The following is a 17,275-nucleotide window of genomic DNA, read 5'->3' on the forward strand; positions in this document are numbered from 1 at the left end:
ACGGGCTTGGCGTACCTTATCCCCCGAAACCGAGCCAACAGGAATGATCTGACGGACTTGGCGTACCTTAACTTTCACTTAATATACTCTTTAACTTCATACAACGACCTCAATATTTTCTCTGCCAACACCCTCATCTCCTCCGTCGGTTCCTTCAGATCCGGCACCATAATAGGATGCATCCCTGCTGCATGTGCTGCCCTGATCCCATTATAAGAATCTTCTATCACATAACAATTTTCCGGTTTTGATTCCAGTCTTCTGCATGCCTCCAGAAAAATATCCGGTTCCGGCTTACTCCGCTCCACCATATCTCCCCCGATAATCTGATCAAAATATCCCAGCAGCCCGCCATCTGAAATCTCCGAACGCACCAGTGCCTCCCTGGTAGAGCTGGCAAGCCCGATCTTAAACCCCTTCGCCTTCAGATATTTCAAAAGTTCCTCAACTCCCGGCTTCTTTGCCAGTTTACCTCCTGAAGCATGACTGAAAAACACTTCTGCCATCTCCGCTTTATATTCCTCATATGGGAAATCTTCACCATAATGTTTCAGAAAAACCCCTTTACTTACAACACTGTTTGTTCCCAGACACTCATGACATGCCGCCTCAACTCCTGCGATTCCATGACGTTCTGCCACTTCTTTCCACGCTTGAAGCACAAGAATCTCCGAATCAAAAATCACTCCATCCATATCAAATATCACTGTATCAATTCCACTCGCCATAACTTTTGATCCTTTCCTCTTTCTCTCTGTCAGCAGACTTTCTCAGACAAAAAATATCTTTGACGACAGTCTGATCGACTTATCAAAACCATATATAAGCAAGTAGTCTGCCAATCTATTTTTTCATAATATAACCAATCGCATCACGAATCTGCGACACATAAACCAAATTGATCCCTTCCACTTTTCCAACAGAAGACTTACACACTTCCGGAAGCACAACTGTTCCAAAGCCCAGTTTTTTCGCCTCCTGCACACGCTGGCCTGCCATACTCACCGCGCGGATTTCACCGCTCAGGCCAACCTCACCAAACACCATCACATTATCAGGAATCACAATATCCTTCGCACTGGAAACAATCGCCAGACAGATTCCAAGGTCAATTGCCGGCTCTGTCATCTTCATTCCCCCTGCAATATTGACATAAGCATCCGATGCAGCCAGACGAAGTCCGACTTTCTTCTCAAGCACAGCCATAAGGAGATTCACTCTGTTAAAATCAGTTCCCACCGCTGTCCGCCTCGGAATACCGAAATTACTCTGGCACACAAGTGCCTGGATTTCAACCAGAATCGGACGGGTTCCTTCCATAGAACACGCCACAACAGAACCCGACGCATCCTCCGGTCTGCCATTCAGCATATATTCCGACGGATTCTTCACCTCCTCAAGACCTGTATTGCACATTTCAAAAACACCAATCTCATTCGTAGAGCCAAAACGATTCTTCACTGCACGCAGGATACGATAAGAAGCATGCCGGTCACCTTCGAAATAAAGCACCGTATCTACCATATGTTCCAGAACCCTCGGACCTGCCACATTTCCTTCTTTCGTCACATGACCTACAATAAAAATGGACACACCCATCCCCTTTGCGATCTGCATAAGGATATTGGTAGATTCTCTTACCTGAGAGACACTTCCCGGTGCCGAACTTACATCTTCATGAAACATGGTCTGAATGGAGTCGATCACAACCACATCCGGTTTCCTGCGCTCGATCACCTCACGTATCACTTCCAAGTTCGTCTCACATAAAAGCTGCATCTTATCCGTAAACTGCCCGATACGATTAGCTCTCAGCTTAATCTGTCTCAGAGATTCCTCGCCTGAAATATAAAGGACCGAAACCTGCTTCTCTGCCAGATTCCTGCACACTTGTAAAAGCAGCGTAGATTTTCCGATGCCCGGATCTCCTCCCACTAAAACAAGGGAGCCGGGGACGATACCGCCGCCCAGCACCCTGTCAAGTTCACCAATCTGAGTTGTCTGTCGTTCATCTTCTGACAGGCTGATGTCTTTAAGGATCACCGGTTCCTGCCTTTTTTCTGATGATTTCATTGCTCCAGAAGAGGATGGCTTCTTTGTGGAAACTGTCTCTTCCACAAAGGTGTTCCATGACTTGCATCCCGGGCACTGCCCCATCCATTTCGCAGATTCATATCCGCACTCCTGGCAAAAATATACTGTCTTTTTATTTTTTAGCATTTTACAATTTTTACTTCTACTCTTGCAGCATTTCCAAGTTCTACACTAAAGGAAAGTTTACCGCCAAGGTTTGTCTTCATCTTGCCAGTGCTTGCCTGCTCGATAAATACTTCATACTCTGTGTCCGGTTCCATCTCTACTGTGATCTGTGCATCTTCCGGTCCTTCTACATGGAAGTCCATCTGCGCTTCACTCTGTGTAAGGTTAAACACTGCTGTTCCCGGAACTGATTCGTAAACGAACATTCCGTTTCTCTCGAGCTTGGTAATCTCCTTAAAAGTTTTTACTTTATACATATCGCCCTGATGCTGGTAATCTGATAATTTAGATTTCTGTGCAAGCTCATAATCACCAAAGCTGATTGCTCCATTCTCTTCTGTGCGGATTAATTCTTTTACTACTGCCATTTCCCTATGTCCTCCTAAGACTCTTTTGTTTGCCGTCCCCGCCGTTTTATTCACCGGCATTGATACAGTTTTCATCATCACTGTACCTTTCCCGACATTTTATGTGGTTATTATATAATAAATTCACCTTTTTGACCAGTGGCTCACTGGTTTTTTTATACTAATTTCACAATTCCAGATACCAGGGTTGCAAAATCAAAAGGCGTTTGATCTTGCAACCCGCCAAGCATGAGGAAGTAGCGATTTACGTAGTAAATCTGCGGATTCCGAATGTTTGCAGAATTGCGAAAGCTGCCTCGCAGCGGAGCAATTCGTAAGTATCGTACTACTTCACTTCAAACATAATCTCATTCTTATGAAGTTTCACCTGTACGTGGTCTCCGTGTTTAACTTTGCCTTCCAGAATCTCATTCGCAAGTGCATCCTCGATTCTGCTCTGGATTGCGCGGCGAAGCGGACGGGCACCGTATTTGTTGTCAGAACCTTTATCTGCAATAAAATCTTTCACTGCATTTGTTACAGTAAGCTGAATATCCATCTGCTCTGCGCATCGTTTCTCCAATGTCTTAAGAAGCAGAGTTACGATCTTACGGATATCTTCTTTATTTAATACATGGAATACCATGATATCATCAATTCGGTTGAGGAATTCTGGTTTGAAGATACGGCGTACTTCTTCCATTACACCGCCTTTCATCCGTTCATAGTCCTTCTTCTCATCATTATTTGACATGAATCCCAGACGTTTCGGCTCCATGATTGCCTGCGCACCTGCATTAGATGTCATGATAATAATCGTCTGTTTAAAGTCTACCTTTCTACCCTGTGCATCTGTGATATGGCCATCATCCAATACCTGAAGAAGAATGTTAAATACATCCGGATGAGCTTTCTCAATTTCATCAAAAAGCAGTACACTATATGGATTTCTGCGGACTTTCTCGCTGAGCTGTCCACCCTCTTCATAGCCTACATATCCCGGAGGAGATCCAATCAGTTTGGAGACGCTGTGTTTCTCCATATATTCAGACATGTCAACCCTGATCATTGCCTGCTCACTGCCAAATACTGCCTCTGCAAGAGCTTTGGAAAGCTCTGTCTTACCAACACCTGTCGGTCCAAGGAAAAGGAATGAACCAATCGGACGGTTCGGATCTTTAAGTCCTACTCTTCCTCGCTTCACCGCCTGTGCAACAGCTTTTACTGCTTCATCTTGTCCAATCACTCGTTTATGAAGCTCTTTTTCAAGACGTGCAAGACGTTTGGTTTCTCCTTCTGTCAGACGCTGAAGCGGTATTTTCGTCCAGTCAGAAATAGTTTCTGCGACAGCAGCTTCATTTACGACCAGTTTCTTTCTCTTATTTCTGCGCTCTGTCTTAATACGGATTTTCTCCATCTCGGCTTCTACTTCGTTCTGGCGGGTCTGCGCTTTTCTGGCACGTTCAATATCTGCCGTCTTAACTGCCTGCTCTTTTTCCTCGCGAAGCTCGTTAAGTTCCATTTCATATGCTTCCAGTTCCGGTGCTGACTGATAACCTGCAAGCTGGACCTTGGATGCTGACTCATCAATGATATCGATAGCCTTATCCGGAAGAAAACGGTCATTGATATATCTCTGAGACATTTTCACTGCTACCTCAAGGGCCTCATCTTCGATCTTCACTCCATGGTGTTTCTCATAATATGGGCGAAGTCCCTTAAGAATCTCTATTGTCTCTTCTGCTGATGGTTCTTCCACTGTTACCGGCTGAAATCTTCGTTCCAGTGCCGCATCTTTCTCAATATGTTTACGGTATTCCTCAAGAGTCGTTGCTCCGATAAGCTGTATCTCACCTCTGGACAGAGATGGTTTCAGAATATTTGATGCATCCAGCGCACCCTCAGCTCCTCCAGCCCCGATAATGGTATGGATTTCATCAATAAACAGAAGAATTCCCTGATGTTCCTTCACTTCCTGAATCACATTCTTGATACGTTCCTCAAATTCACCTCTGTACTTGCTTCCCGCAACCATACCGGAAAGATCCAGAACAACAAGACGTTTATCTTTCACTGTATCAGGAACCATTCCCATGACAATACGCTGAGCAAGCCCTTCAACGATAGCTGTTTTACCAACTCCCGGCTCACCAACCAGACATGGATTGTTCTTAGTTCTTCTGCTCAGAATCTGGATAAGTCTGGTAATCTCTTTATCACGTCCTACTACTGGGTCAAGCTTTCCTTCTGCGGCAAGCTGTGTCAGATCGCGGCTGTATTGATCCAGAGTAGGGGTGCTTGTCATCTTTTTATTTCTTGCATTCTTTGCATACTGAAATTCCTCTGCAATCGTATCATTATCAAATCCCATCGCTGTCAGAATCGCTGCAAAAAGTTTCTGGATATTTACTCCCATTGTAAACAACAGTCTGGTAGCTACGCAGTCTGTCTCTTTCAGAAGTGCAAGCAACAGATGTTCTGTTCCGCAGACGCATTCCATGCTCTCTGCATCTTCCTGCGCCTGCTCAATGATTCTCTTTGATCTCGGGCTATACTGCGGATCCTTTTCTTCTACAACAGTATCTCCCTGTGCCGGAGCAATCAGCTGGCTGATCAGCTCCATAAGCTTTTCTTCTTCTACATTAAATTCCTGCAGTACTTTTCCCGCAGTACCCTCCGGTTCCTTTAAAAGACCTGCCAGAAGATGTTCTGTTCCGATATACCCGTGTCCACAAGACTTCGCTGTCGTCTTTGCCAGTTTAAGGGCATTCTCTGCCTGTCTGGTAAATTGTCTCTCCATGTCGTCTCCTATCTGTCTTTATTATAGTCATCAAAAATTTCGTCGATAAGCTGATGTACTTCCTCTCTGGTCACACTCTTACAGCATCCTTTCGCAAGAGCCACCATGAGATTCTGTTTCAGTTCTTCTAACGCTTTACGTTTATTTACATCAATGGAAATCACTGCACCACGTCTGCGGTCGATAGTTACAAATCCCTCCTGCCTTAACAGTGAATATGCTTTATTTACTGTGTGCATATTAATTCCTACTGTATCTGCAAGCTGCCTTACGGATGGTAAAGCATCACCTTCCTGCAGCCTTGACGTGGCAATTCCCATGATAATCTGATTGGTCAGCTGGATGTAAATGGCTTCATCACTGCTGAAATCTATTTCAATCATCATATGGATTTTTCTCCTTTTTTGTGTTACACATATCCTAGCACAAACCAACATTTTTTGCAATCATATCTGTAAGGTTTTGGAAAGGATAAATTTTGTAACATAAAAAGGTGTATATTATGCATTTTTTTACATAATCTACACCTTTTTTATTTCATGTTACTATTTTCCAGTCTTCTCAAACATACCAGAGTTAGTCTTCACTCTGTAACGCGATCAAATGTCCAGCTCAGATTACTTTAACCCAATAATCTTGTTCAACTGTTCTTTATTCAGAATAAGGTTGAATCCTAATGGATTAACTGCATAAGCCATTGCCTTGTCAATCATCAGTTCCGGAAGTTTTGCAAATGGTACTTTTGCAATACGGAGTTTCTGACCTTTGGTAAATTTCTCAAGTTCCATGACATCAGTAAATACCGGCTGAAGAATGTCACCTTTTTTATTCTTCAGATATGGAATGTTGATCTTCTTCGGATCTTCCGGATCCACATTCATGGCAACCAGATATTCTGATTTTTTAAGGTTCACGATCAGCTCTTCCTCAAGTTCACGGATATTTCCATGCTGATCTTTCTCTACCGGACGGCGAAGTTCCTGTACAAAATAAATACCGGAAAGTTCAAGTGTCGGATTGAGAAGTGGTCTCTTGGCCGGCTCAATTTTGCTCATGTCAGCCTGTTTTGCAATATCAGGAAGATCAATCTCAATCTTATCTTCACCGTCTACCCATACAACAGTGTTAACACCAATGGCATAAAAAGTACCATATAATCTTGGATAATCTTTCTTGGAAAATCTCATTCCCATAAGAAGAATCTTATCTTCAATCATCTTTTTGCCGAATTCCTTGATTCCCTCTTCTGTGGAAAAAATCCATGCCTGGTCATTATAAGTCTCTTCGTCACATTTCACATATGGCAGTTTGGTAGCCTGTGAGTATGCAACAAATACTGTCTCTCTGTTCTGTAATTCCTTGATTGCTTCTTCTTTGCTGATTCCCATTATTTTATCCTCTCTGTCTCATTTCTTTTATGATCTTTTTCATTTCCTTATCAACACGATAAGACTCTGTGATCTTCTGTAGTGATTTCTTATATGTAAATTCATCCAGTTTGTGACCATCCTGCAAGTATGCCAGCATCTCATCCGGAAATGCCGCAAAATATACAGATACTGCCCACGCCACTGCCATCTTTGCATAATAGCCCTGCTGAGTGATACTCTCCAGACGTTTGATACTCTCTTTCAAATATTCACGCTTCACAAAATGTCCCAGAAGCATGACTGCCGCAAATCTTGCTTCGTATTCTTTATCCGAAGTAAAATACGGTTCAATAAAATCCCAGTATTCCGTCTGGTATTTATCTGCATCTTTTAATGTACTGCAAAAACAGTCGCACACTGCCCAGTTATTAATGTCCGGCACAAATTTTGCCACATATGTTAAGCGTTCTTTGCATTCCATCTTTGCGTAAGCGCTCACCAGTCCACGAAGCATCGTTTCTTCATACCACTGATCATCTGCCTGTTCAAACCATTCCTGCCAGTCCATACCAGAAAGCTGCTTTGCAAATTTTCGCAACACCGGAAGTCTGATTCCCATAACATTATCCACACCCGGCAGAAGATTGCTGTGAAAATCCCGATAACCGGTATCTTCATTCTCCTGTAGAAACTGGCGCACCATATGTGTCGTCACCTGAATCTCTTTCTGACTTTTCCTGTTCATAATATTTCTCCCATTACTGCGCATATGCTGAACAGTAACTTTCTCCTCGCTGTTTCTGCTACGTTACAATTCATCTCAATCTGTAACTTTGCTTTACAGCACTTTTCTATTTTATAACAGATTGCATGAAAAGTAAAGGAAATCGCTCGTATTATTTATGCAAAAATATTTATGTGGATTCTATCGTTCTTTGAGGAAATACCATATTGAAAACACTTCTGGACAGAAGAAGTATCTGCTGACTATAAAATAGGAGACAAGAATAGGACTTTTCTCCCAGTCTTGTCTCCTGTTTATTTTTAATCATCGTAACTGTTCAGTACCTCGCGGGATAGTAGACCGCTGAATAGTTACTAATCATCAATATTTTTACGCTTCATCAATTGCTTTTCCAATATCATGGCGCATATATTTATTTGCGAATGTAATCCACTCTGTAGCTTCATATGCATTCTTTCTTGCTTCTTTTAAATCTTTGCCTGTCGCAGTGATTCCCAGAACACGACCGCCGTTAGTAACGATCTGGTCGTCTTTCAGTTTGGTTCCTGCGTGGAAGCAGTAATATCCGTCTTTGCCTTTGAAATTTTCAAATCCGTACATTGGGATACCTTTTTCATATTTTACAGGATATCCATCACTTGCAAGTACTACGCACACTGCTGCATTATCCTCGAACTGAAGGTCTACCTGGTCCAGTGTTCCATTTACGCACGCTTCCATTACTTCAATGATATCATTCTTCATACGTGGCAGGACTACCTGTGCTTCCGGATCTCCGAAGCGTGCATTATATTCCAGTACTTTCGGGCCATCTGCGGTAAGCATAAGGCCAAAGAAAATGATTCCTTTGAACGGACGTCCTTCTGCTGCCATTGCATCTACTGTCGGCTGATATACATATTTTTTGCAGAATTCATCCACTTCTTCTGTATAGAACGGACTTGGTGAAAATGTTCCCATTCCGCCGGTGTTAAGTCCCTGATCTCCGTCCTGGGCACGTTTGTGATCCTGTGCAGAAGTCATGGTGCGGATTGTTTTTCCATCTACGAAAGATAAAACAGAAACTTCACGTCCTGTCATAAATTCCTCAATGACCATTGTATTTCCGGCATTTCCGAATTTCTTATCCTCCATGATCTCTTTTACACCGTCTTCTGCTTCTTTCAGATCATTACAGATCAGTACACCTTTGCCAAGTGCAAGACCATCTGCTTTCAGAACGATCGGAAATTTCGCTTCTGTACGGAGATATTCCAGTGCTTTCTCAGGATCATCGAAATTCTCATATGCTGCTGTCGGGATATTGTATTTCTTCATTAAATCTTTTGAGAAAGCTTTAGATCCCTCAAGAATTGCAGCGTTCTTTCTTGGTCCGAATACTTTCAGACCGCGGGACTCAAATACATCTACGACACCACCGACCAGCGGATCATCCATGCCAATGATCGTAAGATCGATTTCTTTTTCCTGTGCAAAATCAGCAAGTTTCTCAAATTCCATTGCACCGATATCTACACATTCTGCAAGCTCTGCGATTCCTGCATTTCCAGGTGCACAATAAATTTTATCTACTTTCGGGCTTTTTGAAACACTCCATGCAATCGCATGTTCTCTGCCGCCGCTGCCTACAATTAAGACTTTCATTTTATCTTGCCGCTCCTTTTTGTATCTACTCTTCCGTATCGTATTCTTCTATTTCCACTCTTCCATCCACAACCTTCACCTTGCCATTGGCAATGAGATTGATTGCCTTAGGAAGGATTTTCCACTCTGCTTTCTCCATGACACGTCTCTGGAGAACTTCCGGAGTGTCATCAGATTTAATCTTCACTGCTTTCTGAAGAATAATCGGACCGGTATCTGTGCCAGTATCAACGAAATGTACCGTAGCGCCTGTAACACGAACCCCTCTTGCTAACGCTTTCTCATGCACATGAAGTCCGTAATAACCAACTCCGCAGAAAGACGGAATCAGTGACGGATGGATATTAATGATCTTATTTGGATATGCTTCCACGATCATCGGCGGAATTGCTACGAGGAATCCTGCCAGAACGATAAGCTCCACGCCACTCTCTTTCAGCTTTTCCAGAAGTACTTTGTGAAATTCTTCTCTGCTTTCATACTGTTTCGGAGAAATACATACGGCTTCTATGTTATGGTTCTTCGCCCTCTCCAGAGCATAGGCATTTGGATTGTTGCTGATGACCAGAGATATTTCTGCATTTGTGATCTTTCCACTGTCAATGGCATCCAGGATGGCCTGCAGATTTGTGCCGCCTCCTGAAACCAGTACACCGACTTTTAACATAAAGTCACTCCTTTTTCACCTGCTTCGATACGTCCGACTACATATGGAGTATCGCCTGCTGCTTTAATTGCTTCCATTGTTTTATCAACATCTGCTGCATCTACGGCAAGAACCATTCCGAGTCCCATGTTGTAGGTGTTGTACATCATCTGTTCTTCAATGTTACCTTTCTCTGCAAGAAGTTTGAAGATTGGAAGTACCGGATAGCTGTTCTTCTCTACTACTGCACGTGTACCATCTTTGAGCATACGCGGAATGTTTTCATAGAAACCGCCACCTGTGATATGGCTGCATGCATGTACGCGGACACCTGCATTTTTGATGCTCTTTAATGCTTTTACATAGATTCTTGTCGGGGCAAGAAGAGCTTCACCAAGTGTTGTTCCAAGTTCATCATAGTAAGTATCAAGGGATTCTTTTGTCATATCAAATACTTTACGGACAAGTGAGAAACCGTTGCTGTGAACGCCAGTGGAAGCCATACCGATCAGGACATCTCCGGCTTTTAAATCTTCTCCTGTGATCATATCTTTCTTATCGCAGACACCTACTGCAAAACCAGCCAGGTCATATTCATCTTCCGGCATTAATCCCGGATGTTCTGCTGTCTCACCACCGATGAGAGCTGCATCAGACTGTACACATCCTTCAGCCACACCGCCTACAATAGCCGCGATTTTCTCCGGATAGTTCTTTCCACATGCAATATAGTCAAGGAAGAATAATGGTTCTCCGCCTGCACATGCGATATCATTGACACACATGGCAACTGCATCAATTCCGATGGTATCATGTTTGTCCATGACCATCGCAAGTTTTACCTTTGTTCCACATCCGTCTGTACCGGATAAGAGTACCGGCTCTTCCATTTCTTTGATCTTAGCAAGGGAAAATGCTCCGGAAAATCCGCCCAGGCCTCCGAGCACCTCTTCGCGCATGGTTCTCTTTACATGTTCCTTCATCAGCTCTACTGATTTATATCCTGCTTCAATATCTACTCCAGCGGTCTTGTAATCCATAATTATCCTCCGTCTTTTACTCTCAATTTCAGATTGTTTTCTATTACCGTTCACTTCGTGTATAGTAATTATTTTTTAGTAATTTTTATATCCAACTTCCTGCAGTCTTGCGTCTTTTACTTCTACCTGCTCTTTTAATTCCTGGCTGTATGCTTTTAACTTTGCAAGAAGTTCTGCGTCTGAGGTTGCAAGGATCTTAGCTGCCAGAAGTCCTGCGTTTGCACCGCCGTTGATAGCTACTGTTGCAACCGGGATTCCTGATGGCATCTGTACGATGGAATAAAGGGAATCTCTTCCTCCAAGGGAAGTTGTGTGCATAGGAATTCCGATAACCGGCATCGGGAAGATTGCCGCGCACATTCCTGGCAGATGTGCTGCCATTCCGGCACCTGCAATAATTACTTTAAAGCCTTTTTCTTCTGCTGTTTTTGCGTATTCAAAAAAGACATCCGGTTCCCTGTGTGCGGAAATGATCTTCATCTCATAATCAATTCCCAGTTTCTCCAGAATGTCTGCTGCTTTGCTCATGATCGGCATATCTGAGTCGCTGCCCATCACAATTCCTACTTTTGCCATGATTATTCTCCTTTTCTTCTCAAGTATCCTCTGACAGATATGGTTATACCCGCCGGAGACTCACATTTTATTCTTATTGATAAAAAAAGTACGGTTAGAAAAGATTTTTTCAAAACCCTCTCTAACCGTAGATTCTACTAAGATTCCCTTTTTCTGTCAATAATATTGGAGCAAAGAAATATTTTGATGAACTAATAATTTTTTTATTGACTATTATTCATCCCCAAACGGTTCATTGAGTGCTTCTGTTCCCGGCAGTACAAATCTTCCATCTTCAATGATTGCTGTCATTTCACCCTCATCATCAATAGTGCGGATACTTCCCAGTTCATCATACGGGATCGTGATATCTGTGTGGCATCCATAATAAGCAAGGCTGACATCATCTTTTCTCATCTCAGAAATCTCATTGTCTCTTGCAATGATTTCTTTTCCATCAGGATTATAAACCGGAGTATCCTCTTCCCAGCTGTAGCAGGTATCTCCTACCGCAAAATGCGGTCCCATCTTCTCTGCGATAAGAATCGGAAGTTTATCCGCGATGTCATATTTGTGTGCGGCCACATAAGCTGTCGTATTCGTTCCGATTGCAAATTCTCCCATTGCAATCTTCGGATGATGGAACAGGATGTTATCCTCGATATATTTGCGGTTCTCTTCCTCTGTCTCAAAATTGGAGCAGCTGTAGTCAATAACCTGTCCGCAGTCAAATACCAGTTTCAAATCCCTGAACTGCAATCCATTCAGATATACCTTGGAAACATGAAGCATTCCGCCGGTTCCTGCAAGCACAGGAGAAGTGAACACCTCACCTAACGGAATATTCACATCCGCCACGCAGTTTTCGAAATTTGTCTGTGTCTTCGGATCTGTCAAGGTATGAAGATGAATGAGCAGATCTGTCTCATTCTCTCCCCTTCCCTTGATTTCTATCCATTCACAGGTGTCAAGAGTATCAATGATCGTCTGCTGGATCTTCTGATATTTTTTGTAATCCAGTGTATTGATTTTCACGATCTCACGGAAAATCTCAGGGAAATTTTCTCCGATTTCAGGCACCGGATATGCAATAATCGTAAAACTTCTCTCATCACCTTTGATATAGCGGTTTGTGATCTGGCTGGATTCATTATCCAGTTCCAGCTGCTGTTTCTGCTGTGCCTCTGTAAAAGTCCAGCTCTCTGGTTTGCTTACCGGTGAAAATGGAATTTCACCAAATGTCTCGATTACCGCCGGTCCACCATGTACCGCTGCCAGTTCTGCATATTCATCATAGGATGTCTGCATTGCGCGAAGTTTGCGTTTCACGAAATCAGAATCCATAAATAACGCACAGTCCTGTCTGTGGTCGTAATCAAACTGTGGGTTCGCAATTCCACCTGTAAATCCACTTCTGAACTGGTTACGTCTGTTTACTGCATGAAGTGCATGACGATAGATCACTGTTTTAAGTCCCATCTCTTCAAACTGACAGATAGCAGCTTTTACCATACGCTCAAACCCCAGATGATAGCGGATATTAACGGTCTTTTTCCTGGTAATATCTTTTCTTCCTGTAATAAAGCCGATACGGTATCCTTCTGTATAGGTACGTGCCATATCATCAATTTCTTTCTGGGAAAGGGAATTCATAAACTCCGCTGTTTTCAGCTCATTCTCTGAAACATACTCACCTGACTGATACAAATAGCTTAAATCATTCAGATCAGATTCCATGATTAATTTCACTATGAAGTTATTTTCAGGATCAATCGCTTCTCTGATACGCTCTTCTACCATATCCTGGCAATAATCATTTACATAAGAGACAAGAATCTCCTTCACCTGTTTCTCAGTAGGAATTTCCTCCTGCGCAAATGCGGAATAGATTTCCAGAAACAGTTCCAGTATAACCGTAAGATCCCATGCTTTCTTTTCAAAAGCATAGGCAATCCCACCATGAAGTTCTGTATACAGGAATGTAAATACCTTTCCGTATTCTCCCAGCATCTTCTGTGCATAGGCCGGATTTCCATAAGAATTCTCATAATTCTGTGGCAGGATATCCTGGTATAATTCATGATTCTGCACTTTCAGTTCTACAAAGTTTTTTCCCTGCGTTCCATTATCCATTACAGTGATGATCTGCTGTAAAAACGCAGCTTCTTTTACAAAAAAATCACGATATGGCTCTTCCACGATCGTTTCCTGCGGTATCTGGGCAATTCTTTCTTTTGCCAGTTCATATCGTTCCATAACCCATTCGTCCAAATTATTCCCCTCCTTTTTGTCTTTCAGCCTGAAATTCCCATCAGGAAAATCCCAAGCCAGCCAATCATTATTATTCCATTTGCAATAGACCCAATCATGCTTGTGCGATGTGTCCTGTTTTCTTCCGAGAAACTCTTAAGCCCCATTGTGAATCCATATATAGACAGCAACATCGCACAAAGACTGACACCGCCTACAATGTATCCAAATTTTCCCTTCAAAAAAAAGGACAGCAAAACTGCAGTCACAAATAAAAGCAGGGAAGCTGCCGCCAGACCGGTCGACAACTTACCCTTCTGCGCTTCCTTTTTCTTTGCAAATGCATATCTATATCTTTTTGCCATAAATCTTTCTCCTCAGGTGATTGCAGATAAAAAAAAGCAGATATCCCAGCGCTGCCCCCGCTGTATTAAGTATCATGTCATCTACATCGAAACATCCAACTTTGGTAATAAGCTGGATTACTTCCACTGTAACACTAAGTCCAAATCCTGCCAGTATAATCAGCCATCCGCTTCTCATTCTCTCCAAAATAACCGGCAGTATAAATCCAAAGGGCAGAAAGCCTATCACATTTCCAAAAAGATTTGTAAAGACCGCCAGAAATCCCAGCTGTTTTCTATACACCCAAAAACGTCGTATTTCAACAAACGGAATCAGATTATACCTGTATTCCCGTTCTTCCATTGCTACTCTTCCATATTCTTCTGAAAAGAAAAGGAAATAAATCAGTGCCAGAACATACAGGATAAACAGAACCGTTCCCAGTGTCCGTATGATATGCTTTGTTTCTTTCTTCAATGTTTTCTCCTGTTTCTGACTGAAAAACCACACAGAGCAATTTCCCGGTCTGATACAGACAGTTCGAAAAATTTCCCCATGTGGTTTATGCGGTCTTTTATATCAATATATCTGATTTCTTTTTCAGCAGTCTTGCACCGCTTACGATCATCATAATCCCTGTTACGATTCCTGTTGTCAGTACAATGATTCCGACTGCCAGACTGCATGCTCCTGTGGAAGACATGGTTTTATATATTTTTTCGTTCATAGTCATCCTCACCTTCATGTCAGGCCTGTGTATCGCAGACCAAAGCACATTTATTCATTTATTTTGCACCGTACTGCTCATAATATGCATCAATCGCAGCTTTAAGAGTATCGTCAATGATTACTTTTCCTTTGTACTCTTTGTTGTAAAGATGTTCAATTACTTCCTGCATGGTAACAATCGCATTTGTCTCAAAGCCATAGAGGTCATGCACTTCATCAAGTGCGCACTTCACGCCGCCTTTTCCAACTTCCATACGGTCAAGAGAAACCATCAGACCAACGATTTCTACATTTGCCGCACCTTTTACCTTTGGTACTGTTTCTTCCATAGATTTACCGGATGTGGTTACATCCTCGATCATAACTACACGATCACCGTCTTTTAATTTACTTCCAAGGAAACTTCCCTTGTCTGCACCATGGTCTTTCTCTTCCTTGCGGTCTGAGCAATAACGAATTTCTTTTCCGTATAATTCGCTGAATGCGATGGCTGTTACAACACTTAACGGGATTCCCTTGTATGCCGGTCCGAAAAGTACGTCAAAATCATCGCCATATTTGTCGTGAATCGCATGTGCATAGTATTCGCCAAGTTTCTTTAACTGAGAACCTGTTACATATCCACCTGCATTCATGAAAAATGGAGACTTTCTTCCACTTTTAAGAGTAAATTCTCCAAATTTCAGTACTTCACTGTCTACCATAAATTCAATAAATTCCTGTTTATACTGTTCCATCTTATGTTCTGCCTCCTGTATTTATTGCAATTAATCTAATAATACCAAGGTTTTAAGTCCAAAATCAATTCGTATCTGCGCGATAAAGTTTTTTGAACTTAATAGTATTTTTATTTTACAATACCAACCATATCTTTAACAGAATCAAATCCATTCTTCTTCATATATGCTTCGATTCCGTCAATAACCTCCATCGTCACTGCAGGATTATGGAAATTCGCTGTACCAACAGATACCGCGCTTGCTCCTGCAAGAATAAACTCGATAGCATCCTCTGCGCAGGAAATTCCGCCCATACCGATGATTGGAATGTTTACTGCCTGGGCTACCTGATATACCATGCGGACTGCGATTGGCTTCACGATTGGTCCGGAAACACCGCCTGTCTTGTTTGCAAGTGCAAATGTTTTTCTGTTGATATCGATTTTCATACCTGTCAGAGTATTGATCAGGGATACCGCATCTGCTCCACCGGCTTCTGCTCCCTTTGCAATCTCTGTGATATCTGTAACATTCGGTGTCAGTTTCATAATCACCGGCTGTTTTGCAATCCTTTTAATCTGGGCTGTGAGTTCTTCTACATGATGTGCGTCCTGTCCAAATGCAAGGAAACCTGCATTTACGTTCGGACAAGAAATATTAATCTCCATCATATCGATTGGCTGGTCTGCCAGACGTTCTACCACTGCCAGATATTCTTCCGGTGCATGACCACATACATTGACAATGATCTTTGTATCATACTGCTTCAGAAACGGAATGTCTCTCTCACAGAAAAGGTCAATGCCAGGGTTCTGCAGACCGATAGCATTCATCATACCACCGTAAACTTCTGCTACACGCGGAGTAGGATTTCCTGCCCATGGAACATTGGCCACACCTTTGGTTGTTACTGCTCCGAGTTTATTAATATCTACATAATCAGCAAATTCTGCTCCTGAACCAAAAGTTCCGGATGCCACTGTTACCGGATTTTTCCACTCTATGCCGGCAATATTTACACTCATATCCATCAGATTTCCACCTCCGTAGAAAGAAATACCGGGCCATCCTTACAGATTCTCTTGTTATGCACATTGCTGTGTGCATCCTTCTCTTTGGACTTGCACACACAGGCAAGGCAGGCACCAATCCCGCATGCCATACGTTCTTCCAGAGAAATATAGCATTCAATTTCATTTTCTTCTGCGTACTGTTTGATCGCACGGAGCATTGGAGTAGGACCGCACGCATAGATAATATCTGCATTTAGATCATTTTCTCTGATAGCATCCATGACATTGCCTTTTGTTCCTACACTGCCATCCTCTGTAGCAATATAGAGTGTTCCTGCTGTCTCAAACTCCTCCCTGAGGAAAGTATGACAGTCGCGGTATCCTGCAACGATCTGTTTCTTCTCACATTTCATCTGCTTTGCCAGTTCCAGAATCGGAGGAACACCAATTCCACCGCCCATAAGGAATACATTCTTTCCCTGTGCTTTCTCTACCGGAAAACCATTTCCAAGCGGTCCGAGAACCGGAATCGTATCTCCGGCTTTCAGTTTTGAAAATTCATCTGTGCCGGTTCCCGGTCCGGTTACTCTGTAAACAAGATGAAGTCTTTTATTTGCTTTATCAATCTCGCAGAGGCTGATCGGTCTCGGGAGAATTTTAGATTTATCATTTGTATAAAGTGATACAAACTGACCTGGTTTCGCATCCACTGCAATCTTATCGGTCTGAATCCACATACTGTAAATACCTGCACCGATGCTCTCCTGGCTTACAATGGTACAGATTTCTCTTGTTTTCTCGCTCATTCTGCGC

At 42.6% G+C, this 17,275-nt stretch carries 18 protein-coding genes; all 18 read right to left on the reverse strand.

The genetic code is table 11. The features are described 5' to 3' along the window. Positions 1-74: 74 nt before the first annotated feature. Positions 75-728: an HAD family hydrolase gene (locus WKT11_RS15535; protein WP_118137090.1), complete on the reverse strand. Its 654-nt coding sequence runs from the start codon at positions 726-728 to the stop codon at positions 75-77. Between the two features lie 115 nt (positions 729-843). After that, positions 844-2,220, reverse strand: coding sequence for a DNA repair protein RadA (radA, locus tag WKT11_RS15540; RefSeq protein WP_118247297.1), 1,377 nt, complete (start codon positions 2,218-2,220; stop codon positions 844-846). Continuing rightward, entirely contained in the window at positions 2,214-2,627 is a 414-nt protein-coding gene (locus tag WKT11_RS15545) for a hypothetical protein (RefSeq protein WP_008705473.1), read from the reverse strand. The genes radA and WKT11_RS15545 overlap by 7 nt, the downstream gene beginning before the upstream one ends. Before the next feature lie 325 nt (positions 2,628-2,952). Further along, positions 2,953-5,406 carry an ATP-dependent Clp protease ATP-binding subunit gene (locus tag WKT11_RS15550; RefSeq protein WP_118137086.1) on the reverse strand — a complete coding sequence of 818 codons (2,454 nt, stop codon included), beginning with the start codon at positions 5,404-5,406 and terminating at the stop codon, positions 2,953-2,955. 8 nt (positions 5,407-5,414) lie between these two features. Continuing rightward, complete coding sequence (locus WKT11_RS15555; protein WP_118247298.1) at positions 5,415-5,792, reverse strand: GntR family transcriptional regulator; 378 nt, start codon at positions 5,790-5,792, stop codon at positions 5,415-5,417. A gap of 231 nt (positions 5,793-6,023) precedes the next feature. Next, positions 6,024-6,794 (reverse strand): SseB family protein, encoded by a 771-nt coding sequence (locus tag WKT11_RS15560; RefSeq protein ID WP_117676473.1) that lies wholly within the window; start codon positions 6,792-6,794, stop codon positions 6,024-6,026. Positions 6,795-6,798: 4 nt separating this feature from the next. Beyond that, complete coding sequence (locus WKT11_RS15565) at positions 6,799-7,521, reverse strand: DNA alkylation repair protein (RefSeq protein ID WP_242986801.1); 723 nt, start codon at positions 7,519-7,521, stop codon at positions 6,799-6,801. A gap of 369 nt (positions 7,522-7,890) precedes the next feature. Beyond that, entirely contained in the window at positions 7,891-9,165 is a 1,275-nt protein-coding gene (gene purD / locus WKT11_RS15570) for a phosphoribosylamine--glycine ligase (protein WP_340285192.1), read from the reverse strand. A gap of 25 nt (positions 9,166-9,190) precedes the next feature. Then, entirely contained in the window at positions 9,191-9,832 is a 642-nt protein-coding gene (purN, locus tag WKT11_RS15575; RefSeq protein ID WP_117676475.1) for a phosphoribosylglycinamide formyltransferase, read from the reverse strand. Continuing rightward, positions 9,826-10,851 (reverse strand): phosphoribosylformylglycinamidine cyclo-ligase, encoded by a 1,026-nt coding sequence (gene purM / locus WKT11_RS15580; RefSeq protein WP_117676476.1) that lies wholly within the window; start codon positions 10,849-10,851, stop codon positions 9,826-9,828. The genes purN and purM overlap by 7 nt, the downstream gene beginning before the upstream one ends. A 75-nt stretch (positions 10,852-10,926) precedes the next feature. Beyond that, the gene (purE, locus tag WKT11_RS15585) at positions 10,927-11,427 is read right to left on the reverse strand and encodes a 5-(carboxyamino)imidazole ribonucleotide mutase (RefSeq protein ID WP_117676477.1); all 501 of its coding nucleotides are present in this window, start codon (positions 11,425-11,427) and stop codon (positions 10,927-10,929) included. A 213-nt stretch (positions 11,428-11,640) separates the two neighbouring features. After that, positions 11,641-13,662 carry an aminopeptidase gene (locus tag WKT11_RS15590; RefSeq protein WP_117676542.1) on the reverse strand — a complete coding sequence of 674 codons (2,022 nt, stop codon included), beginning with the start codon at positions 13,660-13,662 and terminating at the stop codon, positions 11,641-11,643. A gap of 38 nt (positions 13,663-13,700) precedes the next feature. Next, positions 13,701-14,021, reverse strand: a complete 321-nt coding sequence (locus tag WKT11_RS15595) for a DUF6142 family protein (RefSeq protein WP_117676478.1) — start codon at positions 14,019-14,021, stop codon at positions 13,701-13,703. Beyond that, entirely contained in the window at positions 14,005-14,478 is a 474-nt protein-coding gene (locus WKT11_RS15600; RefSeq protein ID WP_117676543.1) for a VanZ family protein, read from the reverse strand. The genes WKT11_RS15595 and WKT11_RS15600 overlap by 17 nt, the downstream gene beginning before the upstream one ends. Positions 14,479-14,575: 97 nt before the next feature. Continuing rightward, complete coding sequence (locus tag WKT11_RS15605) at positions 14,576-14,728, reverse strand: hypothetical protein (RefSeq protein WP_178761025.1); 153 nt, start codon at positions 14,726-14,728, stop codon at positions 14,576-14,578. Between the two features lie 58 nt (positions 14,729-14,786). Continuing rightward, positions 14,787-15,467: an orotate phosphoribosyltransferase gene (pyrE, locus tag WKT11_RS15610; RefSeq protein WP_117676479.1), complete on the reverse strand. Its 681-nt coding sequence runs from the start codon at positions 15,465-15,467 to the stop codon at positions 14,787-14,789. A gap of 110 nt (positions 15,468-15,577) precedes the next feature. Then, positions 15,578-16,480: a dihydroorotate dehydrogenase gene (locus WKT11_RS15615; RefSeq protein WP_117676480.1), complete on the reverse strand. Its 903-nt coding sequence runs from the start codon at positions 16,478-16,480 to the stop codon at positions 15,578-15,580. Then, a complete protein-coding gene (locus WKT11_RS15620) occupies positions 16,480-17,268 on the reverse strand; it encodes a dihydroorotate dehydrogenase electron transfer subunit (RefSeq protein WP_117676481.1) in 789 nt (262 codons plus the stop codon). Before WKT11_RS15620 ends, WKT11_RS15615 begins: the two co-directional genes overlap by 1 nt. Positions 17,269-17,275: the final 7 nt, after the last annotated feature.

This window comes from Blautia sp. HCN-1074 (genome assembly GCF_037890165.1).
Classification (GTDB): Bacteria; Bacillota; Clostridia; order Lachnospirales; family Lachnospiraceae; genus Blautia_A.